Annotated in this window: 17 protein-coding genes; 7 read left to right on the forward strand and 10 right to left on the reverse strand. The window is 66.8% G+C overall.

Going from position 1 to position 15,098, the window contains the following annotated elements:
• Positions 1 to 37: 37 nt before the first annotated feature.
• The 6 genes from GGR25_RS14550 to sdhC all read right to left on the reverse strand — a co-directional run bounded on the left by GGR25_RS14550 (position 38) and on the right by sdhC (position 4,149).
• Positions 38 to 424 carry a VOC family protein gene (locus GGR25_RS14550; RefSeq protein WP_183399493.1) on the reverse strand — a complete coding sequence of 129 codons (387 nt, stop codon included), beginning with the start codon at positions 422 to 424 and terminating at the stop codon, positions 38 to 40.
• A 61-nt stretch (positions 425 to 485) separates the two neighbouring features.
• On the reverse strand, positions 486 to 668 hold the full coding sequence (locus tag GGR25_RS14555; RefSeq protein WP_183399494.1) for a hypothetical protein: 183 nt from the start codon (positions 666 to 668) through the stop codon (positions 486 to 488).
• Between the two features lie 75 nt (positions 669 to 743).
• Positions 744 to 1,523, reverse strand: coding sequence for a succinate dehydrogenase iron-sulfur subunit (locus GGR25_RS14560; protein WP_183399495.1), 780 nt, complete (start codon positions 1,521 to 1,523; stop codon positions 744 to 746).
• A 10-nt stretch (positions 1,524 to 1,533) separates the two neighbouring features.
• Positions 1,534 to 3,357, reverse strand: coding sequence for a succinate dehydrogenase flavoprotein subunit (gene sdhA / locus GGR25_RS14565; protein ID WP_183399496.1), 1,824 nt, complete (start codon positions 3,355 to 3,357; stop codon positions 1,534 to 1,536).
• A gap of 1 nt (position 3,358) precedes the next feature.
• Positions 3,359 to 3,736: a succinate dehydrogenase, hydrophobic membrane anchor protein gene (gene sdhD, locus GGR25_RS14570; RefSeq protein WP_183399497.1), complete on the reverse strand. Its 378-nt coding sequence runs from the start codon at positions 3,734 to 3,736 to the stop codon at positions 3,359 to 3,361.
• Positions 3,737 to 3,750: 14 nt separating this feature from the next.
• The gene (sdhC, locus tag GGR25_RS14575; RefSeq protein ID WP_183399498.1) at positions 3,751 to 4,149 is read right to left on the reverse strand and encodes a succinate dehydrogenase, cytochrome b556 subunit; all 399 of its coding nucleotides are present in this window, start codon (positions 4,147 to 4,149) and stop codon (positions 3,751 to 3,753) included.
• Between the two features lie 197 nt (positions 4,150 to 4,346).
• Between sdhC and GGR25_RS14580 the strand changes: the two genes are divergently transcribed.
• The 4 genes from GGR25_RS14580 (at position 4,347) to GGR25_RS14595 (ending at position 8,147) form a co-directional block, all read left to right on the forward strand.
• On the forward strand, positions 4,347 to 4,727 hold the full coding sequence (locus tag GGR25_RS14580; RefSeq protein WP_183399499.1) for a RidA family protein: 381 nt from the start codon (positions 4,347 to 4,349) through the stop codon (positions 4,725 to 4,727).
• 100 nt (positions 4,728 to 4,827) lie between these two features.
• A complete protein-coding gene (gene leuB / locus GGR25_RS14585; RefSeq protein WP_183399500.1) occupies positions 4,828 to 5,940 on the forward strand; it encodes a 3-isopropylmalate dehydrogenase in 1,113 nt (370 codons plus the stop codon).
• Between the two features lie 156 nt (positions 5,941 to 6,096).
• Positions 6,097 to 6,282 carry a 50S ribosomal protein L32 gene (gene rpmF, locus GGR25_RS14590; RefSeq protein ID WP_104219779.1) on the forward strand — a complete coding sequence of 62 codons (186 nt, stop codon included), beginning with the start codon at positions 6,097 to 6,099 and terminating at the stop codon, positions 6,280 to 6,282.
• A 182-nt stretch (positions 6,283 to 6,464) separates the two neighbouring features.
• Positions 6,465 to 8,147 carry an EAL domain-containing protein gene (locus GGR25_RS14595; protein ID WP_183399501.1) on the forward strand — a complete coding sequence of 561 codons (1,683 nt, stop codon included), beginning with the start codon at positions 6,465 to 6,467 and terminating at the stop codon, positions 8,145 to 8,147.
• Between the two features lie 4 nt (positions 8,148 to 8,151).
• Here the strand turns inward: GGR25_RS14595 and GGR25_RS14600 are convergent, their stop codons facing one another.
• From GGR25_RS14600 to GGR25_RS14615, 4 genes are all read right to left on the reverse strand, one after another.
• Positions 8,152 to 8,445, reverse strand: coding sequence for a 4a-hydroxytetrahydrobiopterin dehydratase (locus GGR25_RS14600; RefSeq protein ID WP_183399502.1), 294 nt, complete (start codon positions 8,443 to 8,445; stop codon positions 8,152 to 8,154).
• Positions 8,442 to 8,984, reverse strand: a complete 543-nt coding sequence (thpR, locus tag GGR25_RS14605) for an RNA 2',3'-cyclic phosphodiesterase (RefSeq protein ID WP_183399503.1) — start codon at positions 8,982 to 8,984, stop codon at positions 8,442 to 8,444. The genes GGR25_RS14600 and thpR overlap by 4 nt, the downstream gene beginning before the upstream one ends.
• An 84-nt stretch (positions 8,985 to 9,068) precedes the next feature.
• Positions 9,069 to 10,118, reverse strand: coding sequence for an aldo/keto reductase (locus GGR25_RS14610; RefSeq protein WP_183399504.1), 1,050 nt, complete (start codon positions 10,116 to 10,118; stop codon positions 9,069 to 9,071).
• Between the two features lie 46 nt (positions 10,119 to 10,164).
• Complete coding sequence (locus GGR25_RS14615; RefSeq protein ID WP_183399505.1) at positions 10,165 to 10,797, reverse strand: arylesterase; 633 nt, start codon at positions 10,795 to 10,797, stop codon at positions 10,165 to 10,167.
• 83 nt (positions 10,798 to 10,880) lie between these two features.
• Here GGR25_RS14615 and GGR25_RS14620 point away from each other — a divergent pair, with 83 nt between their 5' ends.
• From GGR25_RS14620 to GGR25_RS14630, 3 genes are all read left to right on the forward strand, one after another.
• On the forward strand, positions 10,881 to 11,618 hold the full coding sequence (locus GGR25_RS14620; protein WP_183399506.1) for an ABC transporter ATP-binding protein: 738 nt from the start codon (positions 10,881 to 10,883) through the stop codon (positions 11,616 to 11,618).
• On the forward strand, positions 11,615 to 14,137 hold the full coding sequence (locus tag GGR25_RS14625) for an ABC transporter permease (protein WP_183399507.1): 2,523 nt from the start codon (positions 11,615 to 11,617) through the stop codon (positions 14,135 to 14,137). The genes GGR25_RS14620 and GGR25_RS14625 overlap by 4 nt, the downstream gene beginning before the upstream one ends.
• A 140-nt stretch (positions 14,138 to 14,277) precedes the next feature.
• The gene (locus tag GGR25_RS14630; protein WP_183399508.1) at positions 14,278 to 15,030 is read left to right on the forward strand and encodes a Bax inhibitor-1/YccA family protein; all 753 of its coding nucleotides are present in this window, start codon (positions 14,278 to 14,280) and stop codon (positions 15,028 to 15,030) included.
• Positions 15,031 to 15,098: the final 68 nt, after the last annotated feature.

Genomic DNA, 15,098 nt, shown 5'->3' on the forward strand with positions numbered 1-15,098 from the left:
CGGCCCGTCTCATTTTGCCGTGAGTGCTGCATGCCGGTCATTCCGGCCGGTGGCAGCAGGCCTCGATGTTGTGGCCGTCCGGATCGAGCACGAACGCGCCGTAATAATTGGGATGATAATGCGCGCGAATCCCGGGCGGTCCGTTATCAGTCCCGCCGGCAGCCATGGCCGCGGCATAGAACGCGTCGACGGCTGCGCGATTCTTGGCGACGAAGCACAGATGAAGATGCGGCGTCGTCCGGCCACCCTCGGACACCCAGAAGTCCGGCTTGCCGTCGGCGCCGAAGCCGGCGCCCTTGACGCCCGCCTCTTCCGGAATCCGCATGATGATCGAAATGCCGAGCGGCGCCAGCGCCTTCTCGTAGAAGGCGGTCAGCTTGTCATAGTCGCTGACCTGCAAACCGATGTGATCGAGCGTCCCCACGCGACTCTCCTGTCCTGCCAATCGGGGCAAGACTAGTACAGCACGCCGGTCCGTCGCCAGATCAGGGCTCGCGATTCACCGGATCGAGCGTCAGCTTGAGTTCGGCCGCCTTGGCGAGAATCTCGGCGAGCGGGCGATGCATCGCCTGGCTGATCACTTCCGCGGGAACCCTGGCCTCGGCCAATTGCCTGAGGCGGTCCACCGCCTCGACGGTCCAGCGTGGCGCTGCTTCCTGAATATCCATGGTCTTTCCTCCAGCGAGCCTAGACCCCCTGGATGAAATGCCTTGGCAGCGGCGGTGGTTCCGCGGTGCGTCGGATCAGACCCGGCGCTCGACCATCATCTTCTTGATCTCGGCGATCGCCTTGGCGGGGTTCAGGCCCTTCGGGCAGGTCTGCGCGCAGTTCATGATGGTGTGGCAGCGATAGAGGCGGAACGGATCCTCGAGATTGTCGAGGCGCTCGCCCTTGGCCTCGTCGCGCGAATCGATCAGCCAGCGATAGGCCTGCAGCAGCACGGCCGGGCCGAGATAGCGGTCGCCGTTCCACCAGTAGCTCGGGCACGAGGTCGAGCAGCAGGCGCACAGGATGCACTCATAGAGCCCGTCGAGCTTCTCGCGGTCGGCATGGCTCTGCAGCCATTCCTTCTCGGGCTCGGGCGTCGCCGTCTTGAGCCAGGGCTCGATCGAGCGGTGCTGCGCGTAGAAATTGGTGAGGTCGGGCACGAGGTCCTTGACCACCGGCATATGCGGCAGCGGATAGATCTTCACCGCGCCCTTGATGTCGTCGATGCCCTTGGTGCAGGCGAGCGTGTTCGACCCGTCGATGTTCATCGCGCAGGAGCCGCAAATGCCTTCGCGGCACGAGCGGCGGAAGGTCAGCGTCGGGTCGACCTCGTTCTTGATCTTGATCAGGGCGTCGAGAACCATCGGCCCGCAATCGTCGAGATCGACATAATAGGTGTCGACGCTGGGATTCTGCCCGGCATCGGGCGACCAGCGGTAGATCTTGAACTCGCGGATATTCTTCGCGCCGGCCGGCTTCGCCCAGGTCTTGCCCTGGGTGAGCGTCGAATTCTTGGGGAGCGTGAGCTGGACCATGGAAGCCGCCTCAGTAGACGCGAGCCTTGGGCTCGATATAGGCGATGTCGTTCGACATCGTGTAGGTGTGCACCGGCCGGTCGTCGAGCGTCACCGTCTTGGCTTCGGCATCGACGAAGGCGAGCGAGTGCTTCATCCAGTTGACGTCGTCGCGGTTCGGGAAATCCTCGCGGGCATGGGCGCCGCGTGATTCCTGCCGGCGCTGCGCCGAGTCCATGGTCGCGACCGCCTGCACGATGAGATTCTCGAATTCGAGCGTCTCGATCAGGTCGGAATTCCAGATCAGCGAACGATCGGAGACGCCGACATCGTCGGCCGACTTCCAGACCTTGTGGATGAGGTCGTGACCCTCGTCCAGCACCTCGCCGGTGCGGAACACGGCGCAGTTGGACTGCATGACCTTCTGCATGTTGAGGCGGAGCGCCGCCGTCGGCGTCGGACCGCTCGCATAGCGCAGGCGATCGAAGCGCGCGAGCGCGGCATCGCCGGCATCCTTGGCGAATTCGGCCTGCTTCTCGCCCGGCTTCACGGTCTCGAGCGCGCGGAGCGCCGCGGCGCGGCCGAACACGACGAGATCGGTCAGCGAGTTCGAGCCGAGGCGGTTCGCGCCATGGACCGACACGCAGGCCGCTTCGCCCACCGCCATCAGGCCGGGCACGACCGTATCCGGATCGCCGCCGACCTTGGTCAGCACCTCGCCGTGATAGTTCGTCGGGATGCCGCCCATATTGTAGTGGACGGTCGGCAGGACCGGGATCGGCTCCTTGGTCAGGTCGACGCCGGCGAAGATCTTCGCGCTCTCGGAAATGCCCGGCAGGCGCTCCGCCAGGAGCGCCGGGTCGAGATGGTCGAGATGCAGGAAGATGTGGTCCTTGTTCTTGCCGACGCCGCGGCCCTCGCGGATCTCCATCGTCATCGCGCGCGAGACGACGTCGCGCGAGGCGAGGTCCTTGGCCGAGGGTGCGTAGCGCTCCATGAAGCGCTCGCCGGCGGAATTGGTGAGATAGCCGCCTTCGCCGCGTGCACCCTCGGTGATGAGGCAGCCCGCGCCGTAGATGCCCGTCGGGTGGAACTGGACGAATTCCATGTCCTGCAGCGGCAGGCCGGCGCGCAGCACCATGCCGCCGCCGTCGCCGGTGCAGGTATGGGCGGAGGTCGCCGAGAAATAGGCGCGGCCATAGCCGCCGGTGGCCAGGATCGTCTTGGCGGCGCGGAAGCGGTGGATCGTGCCGTCATCGAGGCAGAGCGCCACGACGCCGCGGCAGGCGCCGTCCTCCATGATGAGGTCGATCGCGAAATACTCGATGAAGAACTCGCAGGAATGGCGCAGCGACTGGCCATAGAGCGTGTGCAGAATGGCGTGGCCGGTGCGGTCGGCGGCGGCGCAGGTGCGCTGCGCGATGCCCTTGCCGTAATGCGTGGTCATGCCGCCGAAGGGGCGCTGGTAGATCTTGCCGGCCTCGGTGCGCGAGAAGGGCACGCCGAAATGCTCAAGCTCGTAGACCGCGGCCGGGGCGTGACGGACGAGATACTCGATCGCGTCCTGGTCGCCGAGCCAGTCCGACCCCTTGACGGTGTCGTACATGTGAAAGCGCCAGTCGTCCTCGCCCATATTGCCGAGCGCCGCCGAGATGCCGCCCTGCGCCGCGACCGTATGGCTGCGGGTCGGGAAGACCTTGGTGATGCAGGCCGTCTTGAGGCCGCCCTGGCTCGCGCCGAGCGCGGCTCGCAGGCCCGCGCCGCCGGCGCCGACGACGACCACGTCGAAGGTGTGGTCGATAAAGGGATAGGCGCGGCCGTTTGCGGCCGGCGCGCTGCCATTGGCTTCCGCCATGTCAGCCTCCGAAGCTGATCTTGAGGAGGGCGAGCGCAGTGGCGAGGCCGACCGCGATCGAGAAGAACGTGTTGGCGATGACGGCTGCGATCAGCAGCCCGCCATGGAAATAGTCCTCGATGACCACCTGCATGCCGAGCTTCATATGCCAGGCGCCGGCGGCGACCATCAGCACCATCAAAAGCGCCACGAAGGGGTTGGAGAGGACGGCCATCACCTCCGGATAGGGCCGGCCGGCGATCGCGATCAGCAGGATCAGGAAGAGCGTCACGAGGATCGCGAGCGCCGCGCCCGTCACGCGCTGATGCCAGAAATGCCCCGTGCCTTCCTTGGCCGAACCGAGGCCGCGGACGCGGGAGAGGGGAGTTCTCATCGACATGGCGTTCGCCTCGATCAGTGCAGCAGCAGCCCGACGACCCAGACGAGGACCGTCAGGATCGCGGAGGCGATGATGTTCGCATAGGCGAGATTGTCGCGGGCGCTCTTGGAGAAGCCCGCGCCGAAATCCCAGACGAAATGGCGCAGCCCGCCGAGCAGATGATGGATCAGCGCCCAGCTATAGCCGAACAGCACAAGCCGCCCGATCCAGGAGCCGAACACGGCGTTGGCCACGTCGAAATAGGCCGGCCCCGCCGCGGCGGCGATCAGCCACCATGCGAGCAGGAGCGTCCCGAAATAGAGCGCCATGCCGGTGACGCGATGCAGGATCGACATCGTCATCGTGATCGGCCAGCGATAGATCTGGAGATGTGGGGAAAGCGGCCGCCCGGCCTTTGCGTCGGAATTCGACATTCTCGGTTCCTCGATAGCTTACGTTTACGTAAGCTCCCTCCCGCCAGGAAGTTTAGATCGGTTCTAGCGGCATTGTGCGGCGCGGTCAAAAACCTTTCGGTGTCCGCGGCGATCCAACGCTATAGCATCCGCTTTGCCGGATGGGGCCCAAGCTTTCCCAAAATCGTACCGGCCATGGCCGCGAAGGAGATGCCGACATGACGCGACGCCTGATCTCGACCGGCTCGACCTTCGAGAAATTCGCGGGATATTCCCGCGCCGTCGTGCAGGGACCCTGGTGCTTTGTCGCCGGCACGACGGGCTACGACTATGCGACCATGACGATGCCGGAGGGGATCGAGGACCAGACCCGGAACACCATGGCGACCATCGAAAAGGCGCTGGCCGAGGGGGGCTTCGCGCTCTCCGACGTCGTGCGCGTCCACTATTATCTGAAGGACGCGGCGCTGGTTGATTCGGTCTTCGCGATCGTCGGCGGCTTCTTCGCGCAAATCCGGCCGGCGGCGACCATGCTCATCTGCGATCTCGTCGACCCGGAGATCCTGATCGAGATCGAGGTGACCGCGCTCAAAAGCTAAGTTTCTGGCGCAGGAGCAACTTGCATAGCGGCGCCCTCGGCTTTATCGCTCGTCGCCTATCGCCACCCGCGCTGAAACAGACCGACGAGAGACCCATCCGATGACCAGCTACAACCTCCTCCTCCTGCCGGGCGACGGCATCGGCACGGAAATCATGGCCGAGGTGAAGACGGTCATCGACTGGTTCGGCAAGCGCGGCGTCGCGAGCTTCGAATATGAGCAGGACCTCGTCGGCGGCTCGGCATATGACGCGCACGGAAAGGCCGTGTCCGAGGCCACCATGGCCAAGGCCCTGGCGGCCGATGCAGTGATGTTCGGCGCGGTCGGCGGACCGAAATGGGCCGACGTTCCCTATGACGTCCGTCCCGAGGCGGCGCTGCTGCGCCTCAGGAAGGATCTCGCTCTGTTCGCCAATCTGCGTCCGGCGATCTGCTATCCCGCGCTCGCCGAGGCGTCGGCGCTCAAGCGCGAGCTGGTCGAGGGCCTCGACATCCTGATCGTGCGCGAGCTCACCGGCGGCGTCTATTTCGGCGAGCCGAAGGAGATCGTGACGCTGGAGAACGGCCAGAAGCGCGCCGTCGACACCCAGCTCTACACGACCTCCGAGATCGAGCGCATCGCCCGCGTCGCCTTCGACCTGGCGCGCACCCGCAAGAGCCGCGTCGATTCGGCGGAGAAGCACAATGTCATGAAGAGCGGCGTGCTGTGGAAGCAGGTCGTGACCAAGGTCGGCGCCGAGGAATATGCCGACGTTTCGCTCGGTCACATCCTCGCCGACAATTGCGCCATGCAGTTGGTTCGCCAGCCCAAGCAGTTCGACGTCATCGTTTGCGACAATCTCTTTGGCGACATCCTCTCCGACGTGGCGGCGATGCTCACCGGCTCGCTCGGCATGCTGCCGTCGGCCTCGCTCGGCGCGCCGGATGCGACGACGGGCCGACGCAAGGCGCTTTACGAGCCGGTGCACGGCTCCGCGCCCGACATCGCCGGCAAGGGTATCGCCAATCCGATCGCGATGATCGCCTCCTTCGCCATGGCGCTGCGCTATTCCTTCGGCCTCGTCGAGGCGGCCGACCTGCTCGAGCGCGCGATCGCGGGCGTGCTGGATAAGGGCCTGCGCACCGCCGACATCTATACCGAGGGCACGACCAAGGTCGGCACGCATGAGATGGGCGCGGCGATCATCGCCGAGCTGGAGCGTCTCTCGGCCTGAGTCCATCGGGGCCGGAAGGGCGGGTGAAAGTTTTCGCGCCGTCCTTCTGGTCAAGCCCGGCCGACATCTGTATAAGGCCGCAACCCAATTCAGCCGCGATGCCTTCGGGCGGCGCGCAGCCGGCTTGCCGGCGTCGTCAGTCAAGGAAGAACTAGAATGGCCGTTCCGAAGCGAAAGACCTCCCCCTCCAAGCGCAACATGCGCCGTTCGCATGACGCCCTGTCGCAGCCGACCTACACCGAGGACAAGAACTCGGGTGAGCTGCGCCGTCCGCACCACATCGATCTGAAGACCGGCATGTATCGCGGCCGCCAGATCCTGACGCCGAAGAGCGAGAGCTGAGCCTCGTCTCTCCGAGCGACATTCGGAATTGAAAAGGGCTGGCCTCGCGCCGGCCCTTCTCTTTTTCGTGACCACGTCCTCCTGCGGCTCGCCGTGATTGTATCCACCCGGCCTACGTGACAGTCTCGCCGCGCGACACGGAGGCGGATCCCGCCTGCGGCCGCATGATTCGGGGCGAGGGAATGGTTGCGGAGGACGCTGCGAAGGATCTGGAGGTCGCTCGGATCCTGTCGGGGATCGGTGAAGCCGCCTATCGCTGGACCAGCGCGGACGATCGCCTCCTCTGGAGCCCCGGTGCCGGTCCATTGCTCGGCCTCGATGATGAGTCGGCGATCACGACCGGCCAGGCCTATGACGCCCTCGTCGATCCGCAGCATGGTCCCTCGCGGCGCGATGTGATTCTCGCCTCCGGCGCGAGCGATGCCGGATCGGGCGTCCCTTTCCAGATCGAATACGCCATCCGCCCTGCCGGCCCCGAGGGGCCGCTGCATTGGGTCGAGGATACCGGGCGCTGGTACACGGATGGCGGCAGCCGCCCCGTCCGCGCCGAGGGCGTGGTGCGCATCGTCGACGACCGCCGCGCCCATGCGGAGCGTCTCGCCTTCCTGTCGCGCCATGACGTGGAGACCGGCCTCTTCAATCGTTCCTATCTCCTTGAGCTGCTCGACGAGGCGGTGTCGCAGGCGCTGAAGCTGCGCACGCATGCCGCCTTCCTCGTGGTCGGCATCGACAATATGAAGCTGATCAAGGAGGCCTATGGCCTCGGCGCCGCCGACCGGATCGCTGCCGCGGTTGCCCAGCGCATCGCGGCGCGATTGCGCGATGGCGACGCCATCGGCCGCTTCACGATCTATAAGCTCGGGATCCTGCTCAACAATTGCGAGGAGCACGAGATGGCGGTCGCGGCGGAGCGCTTCATCGCGGCCGTGGGCGACGAGGTGATCGCAACCGAGGATGGGGCGATGTCGGTCACGATCTCGATCGGCGGCGTTTCCATTCCGCGCCATGCCCGCTCGCGCGCGGAAGTGACGGAGCGGGCGCACGAGACGCTCGAACTGGCGCGGGACGTGGGGCCGGGACGCTTCATACCCTTCAAGCCCTCGACGATGATTGCAGCCGAGCGCCGGGCCAATACCGAGCTGTCGCGCGATCTGGTCGGGGCGCTCGCCGAAGGGCGGCTCAGGATCGCCTATCAGCCGGTCATCGACGCGGCGAGCCGTCGGACGGCCTATCACGAGGCGCTGCTGCGTCTCGTCCAGTCCGACGGCACCGTCGCCCTCGCCGCGCAGGTCGTTCCGCTCATTGAAAGGCTGGGGCTGGCGCGGCTCTTCGACCTCGCCGTGCTCGATCAGGTGCTTGCAGCGCTGGAGGCCAACCCCGGGGCCGTGATCGCGGTCAATGTCTCGCCTGAGACGGCAGCCGGGCCTGACTGGATGGCCCGCCTCGCCGAGCGGCTCACCGCGACGCCGGGCGTCGGGTCGCGGCTGATCGTCGAGATCACCGAGGCGACGGCCATTCGAAGCCTGGAGGAGGCGACGCGCTTCATCACGAGGCTGCATGAGCTTGGCGTGCGCCTCGCGATCGACGATTTCGGTGCGGGCTATACGTCCTTCCGCAGTCTCCGCGCACTTGCGGTCGATATCGTGAAGATCGACGGCAGCTTCATCGAGAATCTTGCCCACAGCACGGAAGATCAGATCTTCGTGCGCCACCTCGCGGCGCTCGCCCATGAACTCGGCCTCGCGACGGTCGCCGAATGGGTCCGCGACGAGACCTCCGCCAAGCTGCTCGCGAGCTGGGGTGTCCGCTATCTGCAGGGCGACGTGATCGGCGAGGCAACGCTGACGCCGGATTTCGGCGCCTGAGGCCTCAGCGCGCCGCGATCCGGTCCATCGCCGCAGCGAGTTCGAAGTCGAGTTCACTCAGCCCGCCAGCATCATGGGTGGTCAGGCTGACCTCGACGGTGCGGTAGCTGTTGGACCAGTCGGGATGATGGCCGATGCGCTCCGCCGCCAGCGCGGCGCGCGTCATGAAGGCGAAGGCTTCGCTGAAATCGGTAAAGACGAAGCGCCGTCCGATCGCCGTGCCATCGTCGCGGAGCGTCCAGCCGGAAAGCTGCGCCAGCGCTGCATCCCGTGCCTCTGCCGTCAGCTTCGCGCTCATGCGGCCGCCGCGAGCGGGTAGCTCTGCTCGACCAGATAGGGGCCGCCGCCGGTCGAATCCTTGGAGGAGAGCAGCACGAAGCGGCTGACGTGGAATGGGCCGGCGAAGAAGCCGCCCTTGAGCGCCAGATAATTCGCGACATCGCGCTGGGGCGTGCCGCGGAGGCGCGCGAGCGTCACATGCGGCGTGAAGCGGCGCCCGTCGGGCGGCAGGCCGATCTTCTGCATGACGCGTTCATGCTCAGCCTGCAGTTCGGCGAGGGCGCGCGATGGCGCCACCTTGGCGACGATCGAATGCGGCTTGGAGGTGCCGAAGGCCGTCAGGCCTTCGAATCGCAGCTCGATGTCGCGCCGTTTCACGCGGTCGAGCGCCTCGACGATTTCGTCGGCTGTGCGGAAATCGATGTCGCCGATGAAGCGGAGCGTGACGTGGTAATTTTCCTCGTCGATCCAGCGGGCTCCCTGCAATCCGCCGCGGAGCAGCGCGAGACGCTGTCCGACATCGGCTGGAACCTCGAGCGCGGTAAAAAGGCGCGGCATCGGTATCCCCCTTCAGGATTCGGCGAAGGATGAACCGAGCATTGCGGTTTGGCCGCGGCCTGTAAAGGGCCGCGGCCGATCGCCTCAGGGCGTCGGATTACCGGTCAGCTGGTGCACGGCATCGATCGCCGCCTCGATCTCGGGCGTGATCATGAGGTCGATGCTGTCGATGTCGGTCGTGAGCTGCGCGAGGCTTGTGGCGCCGATGATGTTCGACGTAACGAAGGGGCGGGAGGTCACGAAGGCGATGGCCATCTGCGCCGGATCGAGGCCGAAATCGCGCGCCACCTTCAGATAACCGTCGATCGCCGCTTCGGCGCCGGGCTTCTCATAGCGGTCGCCGCGGTTGAACAGAGTCGTGCGGGCGCCGGCCGGACGTGCGCCGTTCTGGTACTTTCCGGTGAGATAGCCCTGCGCAAGCGGCGAATAGGCCAGTAGCCCGACCTGCTCGCGCATCGCGATCTCGGCGAGGCCGACATCGAAGGTGCGGTTCAGGAGGTTGTAGGCGTTCTGGATCGAGACGACGCGCGGTCCCTTGCCGCTCTCCGCCCCGAAGACGAATCGCATCGTGCCCCAGGCGCTCTCGTTGGAAAGGCCGATATGGCGGATCTTGCCGGCGCGGACGAGATCGTCGAGCACGCCGAGCGTCTCCTCGATCGGCACCTCGTCCACGGCCCGCTCCTGCTCGACATAGCGGGTCGGGTTCGCGCCGAAGAGCGTGACGTTCCGGTCCGGCCAGTGCAACTGGTAGAGGTCGACATAGTCCGTCTGCAGGCGCTTCAGGCTGCCTTCGAGCGCGTGGACGATGTCGGCGCGGACGAGGCGCGAGGAGCGGCCGCCGCGGAACCAGTCCATGGCCGTGCGGCCGACGACCTTGCTCGCCAGGATGACCTTGTCGCGATTGCCGCGCGCCTTGAACCAGGAGCCGATGATCCGCTCGGTCGAGCCGTGCGTCTCGGCCTTGGGCGGGATCGAATAGAGCTCGGCCGTGTCGAAGAAATTGATGCCGCGGTCGATGGCAAGGTCCATCTGCGCGTGGCCTTCGGCTTCGGTGTTCTGCTGGCCCCAGGTCATGGTTCCGAGGCAGATCTCGGACACAGCGATGTCGGTTCGTCCGAGCGGGCGATATTTCATGTCGAGGCTCCGTCGGGCTCGCGCCCGGTGGTTTGGGGTAGGGGCCTCAGCGCGGAATGTCCGCGATCAGGCGCTCCACGGCGGGAAGGATCCGCTCGACGATCACCGCAACGCCCGCCCGGTTCGGGTGGAGCCCGTCCGCCTGGAGGAGGGCGGGCTGGCCGGCGGCGCCGTCGAGGAAGAAGGGATATAGCACCGCGCCATATTGCTCGGCCAGTTGGCTGTAGATCGGCTCGAAGCGAGCCGCATAGTCCGGCCCCAGATTGGGCGCGGCGCGCATGCCGGCGAGGAGGACCGGCAGCTTGCGCGCGCTCAGCTGCTTCAGGATCGCGTCCAGCGAGGCGCGCGTCTCGGCCGGGTCGAAGCCGCGCAGCATGTCGTTCGCGCCGAGTTCGACGATCACCGCGTCGGCGCCCTCGCCGAGCGACCAGTCGAGCCGCGCGAGCCCGCCCGCCGCCGTATCGCCCGAGACGCCGGCATTGACGATCTCGACATCCTGACCCCGCGCCTTCAGCGCCGCCTGCAATTGATCCGTGAAGCCCTCGCCGGGGCCGAGGCCGTATCCGGCCGTGAGGCTGTCGCCGAGCGCGACGATGCGCAGCGGCGCCGCGCGCGCCGGAAGCACGGTCCAGGCGAGGACGGCCAGGACGGAAAGAAGCAGTGTCGCCGCCTTCGTCATGTTTGGGCCTTTATCATTGTTGCATCGCACCCATATTGGACGAACGTGCCGGGATCGGCGCTCGCAATATAGGGTGGCCGATCATGCTGCAGCCAGACCACGCATCTTCTTTGCCGGCTCCGACCGCGATCGAGGTCGATGGCGTCGAGCTTTCGCTCGGAACGGGCGCCGCCCGCGTCCATATTCTGAAAGGCGTCTCGCTCAAGGTGCCGTCAGGCTCCTCCCTGGCGCTCGTCGGGCCGTCGGGTTCCGGCAAGTCGACGCTGCTGATGGTGATGGCCGGGCTGGAGCGGATCGATGCCGGCCGTCTGGTCGTCGCAGGCCGCGATCTTTCCAGGGCCAGCGAGGACGAGTTCGCGCGCTTCCGCCGGCAGAATGTCGGCATCGTCTTCCAGTCGTTCCACCTCATTCCCAATATGACGGCGCTCGAAAATGTCGCGGTTCCGCTCGAATTGTCGGGCGTGCGCGATGCGTTCGACCGCGCCCGGGCGGAGCTCGAACTGGTCGGCCTCGGCGGCCGGCTCGGCCATTATCCGGGCATGCTCTCGGGCGGCGAGCAGCAGCGTGTCGCCATTGCCCGGGCGCTGGTCGCGCAGCCGGCGATCCTGTTCGCCGACGAGCCGACCGGCAATCTCGACGAGGCGAACGGAAGGCAGATCGCGGACCTGATCTTCTCCGTCGCCGCGGCACGCGGCGCCACGCTCGTACTGGTCACGCATGATCCGGCCCTTGCCGCACGCTGCGAGCGGATCGTGCGCGTCCATTCCGGGCGGCTCGACGCCGCGGAGGAGCAGGTTCCGGCCCGGAGCGCCGCCGAATGAACCGGGCCGCGTTGCTGCCGCTCCGCTTTGCCCTGCGCGAACTTCGCGGCGGTCTCCGCGGCTTTGTCGTCTTCCTCGCCTGCATCGCGCTCGGCGTCGCGGCGATCGCGTCCGTCGGCTCGGTGTCGCAATCCATGACCGAGGGAATCGAGCGCGAGGGCCGTGCGATCCTCGGCGGCGACGTCGCCTTCACGCTCGTCCAGCGCCAGGCGAGCGCCGCGGAGCGCGCCTTCCTTGAATCGAAGGGCGCCGTCTCGGAGATCGCCTCGGTGCGCGGCATGGCGCGCCGGGCGGACGGTTCGGACCAGACGCTGGTCGAAGTGAAGGCCGTGGACGGCGCCTATCCGCTCTATGGCAGCGTCGTCACGGCGGGCGGCGGCGGCCTCTCGCCCGCGGTGCCCCTCGACGCCCTGGCTGACGAGGAACTCTTCACGCGCCTTGGCTTGAAGGCTGGCGATTCGATCGGGCTCGGCGCGGCCACGCTGCGCCTTGCCGGCGTGATCGCGACGGAACCGGATAAGCTCGCGACCGGCCTCGGCTTCGGCCCGCGCCTGCTGGTCAGCCGCGCGGCGCTCGATGCTTCCGCGCTCGTGCAGCCCGGCAGCCTCGTGCAGTGGGGTTATCGTGTGAAGCTCCCCGAAGGCGTCGACCCGGGCAAGGTGGTCGAGGCCGCCAAGGCGGCGTTTCCCGATGCCGGCTGGCAGATCCGCACGCGCGACGACGCGTCGCCCGGCCTTCGCCGCAGCATCGACCAGTTCACGCAATATCTGACACTTGTCGGCCTCGCGGCTCTGGTCGTCGGCGGCGTCGGCGTTGGCAATGCCGTCGCGGCCTTCGTCGAACGCAAGCGCGGCGTCATCGCGACCTTGCGTTCGATCGGCGCCGCCTCGCGCTTCGTCGTCGCGCTCTATCTGACCGAGATCATGATCATCGCCGCCGTCGGCGTGGTGATCGGTATGGTCCTCGGCGCGCTCGTACCGGTCGTCGCGATCCAGTTCCTCGCCGATGTGCTGCCGGTCGGCGCCGAAAGCGGCGTCTACCCCGGCGCGCTCGCCACGGCGGCGCTCTATGGCTTCGTGACGGCGCTCGCCTTCGCCCTGCTGCCGCTCGGCCGCATCCCGGATGTGGCGCCGGCCTCGCTCTTCCGCGATTCGTCCGGCATCGAGCGCGGACGCGCGCGCCTCGGCTTTCTCGCCGGCGCGCTCGGCTCGGGCGCGGTGCTGGCGGGCCTTGCCGTGTTGCTCGCCTATGACCGGCGCATCGCGCTCATCTTCGTCGGGGCCATCGCCGCGGCGTTCATTGTGCTGCGCCTCGTGGGCTGGCTGGTGACGGTCGCAGCCCGCCATGCGCCGCGCATCCCGCTACTGCCGCTCCGCTATGCCGTCGGCAATCTGCACCGGCCCGGCGCGCTCACCTATTCGGTGATGCTCTCGCTCGGCCTCGGGCTCGCGCTCATCGTCACGCTGGCGCTGATCGACGGCAGCCTGCAGCGGCAGTTGAAGAGCTCGATGCCCGACAATGGCCCGAGCTTCTTCTTCCTCGATGTCCAGAAGGACGCGATCGCCCCCTTCACAACCTTCCTCGCCGAAAAGGCGCCGGGCGCCGCGATCGAGAGCGTGCCCATGCTGCGGGGGCGGATCACGCGCGTGAATGATGTGCCCTCCGACCAGGTGAAGCCATCAGCCGATTCAGCCTGGGTGCTGCAAGGCGATCGCGGCGTCACCTTCTCCGCGACGCTGCCGAAGAATTCGCGCCTCGTCGAAGGCACCTGGTGGCCGGACGGGCAGACGGGCGAGCCGCTCGTCTCGATCGAGGCAGGCGTCGCGCGCGGGCTCGGGCTGAAGCTCGGCGACACGATCACGGTGAACGTGCTGGGGCGCCAGATCACGGCCAAGATCGCCAATCTCCGCCAGGTCGACTGGGAGAGCCTCGCGATCAATTTCGTGCTGGTGTTCTCGCCCTCGACTTTCGCCGGCGCCCCCTATTCGGTGCTCACGACGCTGGCGCTGCCGGGCGCGCCCGACCCATCGCACGAGGCGGCGCTGATGCGCGATGTCGGCAAGGCGTTCCCGACGGTGACGGCGATCCGTGTGCGCGAGGCGCTCGACCGTGTCTCGTCGATCCTCGAGCAGCTCATGGTCGCGATCCGCGCCGCCTCCTCGGTCGCGCTCGCCGCCGCCGTGCTCGTGCTGGCCGGCGCCCTCGCGGCGGGCTTGCAGGGGCGGCTCCGCGACACCGTCGTGCTGAAGACGCTGGGCGCGACGCGCCGCCAATTGCTGCTCGCCTTCGGCTTCGAATACGGGCTGCTCGGGCTCGCCGCCGCGATCTTCGGCGTCGGCGTCGGCTCGCTCGCCGCCTTCGCCGTCGTGGCCGGCGTCATGAAGCAGAGCTTCACCTTCTCCGCGCTCGAAGCGGTCCTCGCCGCGCTCGTCGCGGTGCTGTTGACCGTGCTTCTCGGCCTCGCCGGGACATGGCGCCTCCTCGGGCGCAAGGCCGCGCCCTATCTGAGAAACCTCTAGGGCGGCAGGCACGCTTCGTTTAGGATTGCGGCGATGTAATGTGCCGCACTCTTGCGCCTAGAGGTGGCGGAGGCCATATCGCGGGTGATCCCGCCATTGGCTGCATGGGCAGGCGTGGGCGGATTTCGGAGAGGATTTCGATGGCAGATTTCGACAGGCGCGTTTCACCGTTTGGCGCGGCCCGTGCCGAAACCGGTGTTATCGACCAGGGCCTGCGCAGCTACATGCTGCAGGTCTATAATTACATGGCGATCGGGCTTCTGATCACCGGTGCCGCATCGATCGGCATGTTCAAGCTGGCCTTCGTCGACACCGGCGCAGGCATTGCGCGGACGGCTCTCGGCGATGCGCTGTTCAGCGGCCCGATGCTCTGGGTCGTCATGCTGGCGCCCTTCGCGCTGGTGCTGGTGCTGTCCTTCGGCATCCAGAAGATGTCGGTCGCGACCGCGCAGCTGACCTTCTGGGTCTATTCGGCGCTGATGGGCCTTTCGCTCACGACGATCTTCGTCGTCTACACGGCGCAGTCGATCACCCAGGTGTTCTTCATCACCGCGGCGACCTTCGGCGCGATGAGCCTCTATGGCTACACGACCAAGCGTGACCTGACGGGCTTCGGCTCGTTCCTGTTCATGGGCCTGATCGGCATCATCATCGCCTCGATCGTCAACATGTTCATCGGATCGTCGGCCCTCGGCTTCGCGATCTCGATCCTCGGCGTGCTCATCTTCGTCGGCCTCACCGCCTACGACACGCAGAAGATCAAGGAGATGTACTCGGTCAACGACGACAGCACGCTGGCCGGCCGCAAGGCGATCATGGGCGCGCTGACGCTCTATCTCGACTTCATCAACCTGTTCCTGATGCTGCTCCGCCTGTTCGGCGACCGCCGCTGATCGGATCAACAGGGTTTGAGGAAAGGGCGCGGCCAAGGCTGCGCCCTTTTCGTTTGCGCTGGCCGTTC

It is taken from the genome of Kaistia hirudinis, from assembly GCF_014196455.1.
Lineage (GTDB): Bacteria > Pseudomonadota > Alphaproteobacteria > Rhizobiales > Kaistiaceae > Kaistia > Kaistia hirudinis.

Excerpts from the sequence above, each read along its gene's own strand:
- GGR25_RS14625 (WP_183399507.1), top strand. The coding sequence starts at position 11,615 with ATGAACCGGGCCGCGTTGCTGCCGCTCCGCTTTGCCCTGCGCGAACTT.
- GGR25_RS14610 (WP_183399504.1), bottom strand. The coding sequence starts at position 10,118 with ATGAAATATCGCCCGCTCGGACGAACCGACATCGCTGTGTCCGAGATC.
- sdhD (WP_183399497.1), bottom strand. The coding sequence starts at position 3,736 with ATGTCGATGAGAACTCCCCTCTCCCGCGTCCGCGGCCTCGGTTCGGCC.
- leuB (WP_183399500.1), top strand. The coding sequence starts at position 4,828 with ATGACCAGCTACAACCTCCTCCTCCTGCCGGGCGACGGCATCGGCACG.
- GGR25_RS14615 (WP_183399505.1), bottom strand. The coding sequence starts at position 10,797 with ATGACGAAGGCGGCGACACTGCTTCTTTCCGTCCTGGCCGTCCTCGCC.
- GGR25_RS14620 (WP_183399506.1), top strand. The coding sequence starts at position 10,881 with ATGCTGCAGCCAGACCACGCATCTTCTTTGCCGGCTCCGACCGCGATC.
- rpmF (WP_104219779.1), top strand. The coding sequence starts at position 6,097 with ATGGCCGTTCCGAAGCGAAAGACCTCCCCCTCCAAGCGCAACATGCGC.
- thpR (WP_183399503.1), bottom strand. The coding sequence starts at position 8,984 with ATGCCGCGCCTTTTTACCGCGCTCGAGGTTCCAGCCGATGTCGGACAG.
- sdhA (WP_183399496.1), bottom strand. The coding sequence starts at position 3,357 with ATGGCGGAAGCCAATGGCAGCGCGCCGGCCGCAAACGGCCGCGCCTAT.
- GGR25_RS14630 (WP_183399508.1), top strand. The coding sequence starts at position 14,278 with ATGGCAGATTTCGACAGGCGCGTTTCACCGTTTGGCGCGGCCCGTGCC.
- GGR25_RS14555 (WP_183399494.1), bottom strand. The coding sequence starts at position 668 with ATGGATATTCAGGAAGCAGCGCCACGCTGGACCGTCGAGGCGGTGGAC.
- sdhC (WP_183399498.1), bottom strand. The coding sequence starts at position 4,149 with ATGTCGAATTCCGACGCAAAGGCCGGGCGGCCGCTTTCCCCACATCTC.
- GGR25_RS14600 (WP_183399502.1), bottom strand. The coding sequence starts at position 8,445 with ATGAGCGCGAAGCTGACGGCAGAGGCACGGGATGCAGCGCTGGCGCAG.
- GGR25_RS14580 (WP_183399499.1), top strand. The coding sequence starts at position 4,347 with ATGACGCGACGCCTGATCTCGACCGGCTCGACCTTCGAGAAATTCGCG.
- GGR25_RS14595 (WP_183399501.1), top strand. The coding sequence starts at position 6,465 with ATGGTTGCGGAGGACGCTGCGAAGGATCTGGAGGTCGCTCGGATCCTG.
- GGR25_RS14560 (WP_183399495.1), bottom strand. The coding sequence starts at position 1,523 with ATGGTCCAGCTCACGCTCCCCAAGAATTCGACGCTCACCCAGGGCAAG.